At 67.7% G+C, this 2,808-nt stretch carries 3 protein-coding genes; all 3 read left to right on the plus strand.

Annotated features, from left to right (window positions below; all coding sequences use genetic code 11):
• Window positions 1–401, plus strand: a 401-nt coding sequence (locus DKT77_RS03620; protein WP_238547665.1) for a hypothetical protein, incomplete at its 5' end; no start/stop codon positions are given.
• On the plus strand, window positions 395–1,393 hold the full coding sequence (locus DKT77_RS03625; protein ID WP_109810385.1) for a hypothetical protein: 999 nt from the start codon (window positions 395–397) through the stop codon (window positions 1,391–1,393). The genes DKT77_RS03620 and DKT77_RS03625, both read left to right, overlap by 7 nt.
• Window positions 1,394–1,704: 311 nt before the next feature.
• A complete protein-coding gene (gene trpS / locus DKT77_RS03630) occupies window positions 1,705–2,781 on the plus strand; it encodes a tryptophan--tRNA ligase (RefSeq protein ID WP_109810386.1) in 1,077 nt (358 codons plus the stop codon).
• Window positions 2,782–2,808: the final 27 nt, after the last annotated feature.

Here is a 2,808-nt window from a genome sequence, read left to right on the forward strand (position 1 = left end):
CCGACCGCGACGCCTGGAGGACCCGCATGCCACGCCCCCGCAAATCGGATCAGGAGCGAGCCGTCAGGTGGGACGCGCTCTACGTCACCGCCGCCGATCGCGCCAAGATCAAGGCTGCGGCGCAGGCGGCGGACCTGTCGGTGAGCCGCTACCTTGTGAGTCTGCATCGCGACGAGACACCCTGGCGCGATCTGGCCAGGGCCAAGGTTGTCGGCGCGCTGATCGGGGCCGAGCGTCGTCTTGAGGATCTCGCGCGGATGGTAACGGACGGCACCTCGGAGATCGACGCGGTGAGGCTTCAGGCGCAACTCCTCGACATCGAACGCAGCTTCCGCCGCGAGGCTCTTCTTCCGGGTGCTGTCCGTGGAGGAGCATCGGACGAGGAGGGTGAGGCGTGCTGATGCTGGCCTCGAAATACGCCAACGATGCGGGCAAGGCAGGGCTCGACGGCGTGGGCTATATCAGCCGCGAGTGGGTTCCCAAGCCGTCGTCGGGTGGCGCGAAACTGCTCCGCCGCGACCCGGCCCCGGAAATCCTGCGCGGCGATCCGGCACTGGCGCGCGCCGCGATCCGCATGGCGCCCGGCAAGTTGCAGTACCGTTCCCTGGCGCTGTCCTTCGCGCCGGAGGACATCGACGTGGACGCGTTCAACGCGGGTGCGCCGGGACCCCGCATCGCCGTCGACCATATGCTGTGGCTTTATCGCGAGATAGCGTTTGCTGGCGTGCCGGAAAAATACCGCCCGCCGCTTTTCGTGACGACGCATACCCATACCGGGCGGCTCGAGGTCAACGTCATCGTGCCGCGCTGGGTGACGCGGCCGGATGGCGTCCGCCGCGCCTTCAATCCGGACCCGCCGCGTCCTGGGAGCCGGAAAATCTGGAATACCTTCGAGGATCTGCTGAACGCGCGTTTCGGATGGTCGAACCCGCGCGATCCCGGCCGCCAGCGGCTCATGGAGCTGCCGAACTGGATCCTGAAGGAGCGCGCGGCGGCGGAGCGTTCCGGCGACGCGCGGGAGCCCGGTCCGCGCGAGATCCTTGCCAATGCACTCATCGCCGCCGTGGACGCGGGAGAGGTCCGGAACCGCGAGGAGGTCATCGAGTGGCTGGAAGGCTGGGGCTTTGAGAACGGGATGGTCGTGCGTGCCGTCGGTGCACGGTACATCACGGTTGACCCCGCTAGCAAGATACCTCGCACCGCGGGGGTAAAACCGCATTCGGCGCCCGGGGAGCGCGGCTCCTTCCCGTCCGGGGATACTGCGGAAAAGCCTAATTTTCTCGCGATCCAGGGGCACCAGAAAACGTCCAGAACGGTCCGAGGATTCGCTTCAGTCCAATGCGCGGCCGAGCGCGGTCAAACGGGAACCGGGCCGATGACCGGATACACATAGGTCCCGACACTCCCAAGCCGACGGATCACATGCTGGCCGCCGCCAGGCGGCTGCGCGAGATGCGGCGTCGCGGCTGATATCGGGTCTGCGCGGGACAAGCGCGTTTCGCGCCGACGTGGTCGTTGACCGGTGGCTCCGGCGAAGCTAAACGCAAACACATGGAACACACGACGCACATCTCTGTCCGTTGGTGGCCGACCTCCTGAACAGGCGGCCGGACGAATTTCCATTTCCCGAGGCCGCCGCGTGGGCGGCCTTCTTGTTTCCCGACGTCCCCCATGCGGCGCCCCTCGCTCAACGAGGACACGCACATGAGCAAACCCGTCATTCTCACCGGGGACCGGACCACCGGCCCCCTTCATCTCGGCCACTACGCGGGCTCGCTGTCGACCCGCCTGCGCCTGCAGGACAGCCACGCGCAGTTCCTGCTGCTCGCCGACATGCAGGCGTTGACCGACAATGCCCACGATCCGGCGAAGGTCAGCCGGAACGTGCTCGAGGTCGCGCTCGATTACCTCGCCGTCGGGATCGATCCCGCGCGTACGACGATCTGCCTGCAGTCGCACCTCCCGGCGCTCGCCGAACTGACCATGCTCTACCTCAATTTCGTCACCGTCGCCCGGCTCGAGCGCAACCCGACGATCAAGGACGAGATCGAAGCGCGCGGGTTCGGTCGGAACATTCCCGCGGGCTTCCTGTGCTACCCCGCGGCTCAGGCGGCCGACATCACCGCCTTCCGGGCGACCGTTGTGCCGGTCGGCGCGGACCAGGCCCCGCTGATCGAGCAGACCAACGAGATCGTCCGCCGCATCAACGCGGCCGCAGGCCGCGCGGTGCTGCCAGAGGCGCGCGCCATAATCCCGAAGGCCGGGCGGCTGCCCGGCGTGGATGGCAAGGCCAAGATGTCGAAATCGGGCGGCAACGCGATCCGGCTGTCGGCCTCGCCGGACGAGATCCGCGCCGCGGTGCGGGCCATGTTCACCGACCCCGGCCACTTGCGCGTCGAGGATCCCGGACGCGTGGACGGAAACGTGGTGTTCACCTATCTCGACGCCTTCGATGAGAACGCCGAGGGCGTCGCGGAACTGAAGGCCCGCTACACGCGCGGCGGCCTTGGCGACGGGGCGATCAAGCGGCGCCTCGAGGATATCCTGCAGGCCCTGATCGCGCCGATCCGCGAAGAGCGCGCCCGGCTGGCGAAGGATCCCGGCCACGTACTCGGAGTGATCCGGGAAGGGACCGAGCGGGCCCTCACGAAGACGGAAGCGACGAAGCGGGAGGTGTTCAACGCGCTCGGCCTGTTCCGGCTTGATCGCCGGAAGCCTGCGGGGCGCGAAGAGGCCCTCACGGAACTGGCGCGCCTCGGACAGGAATTCGATGCCACCTGACTTGAATTGCTCCTGTGTGCCCGGATG

Source organism: Meridianimarinicoccus roseus (assembly GCF_003172915.1).
Lineage (GTDB): Bacteria > Pseudomonadota > Alphaproteobacteria > Rhodobacterales > Rhodobacteraceae > Meridianimarinicoccus > Meridianimarinicoccus roseus.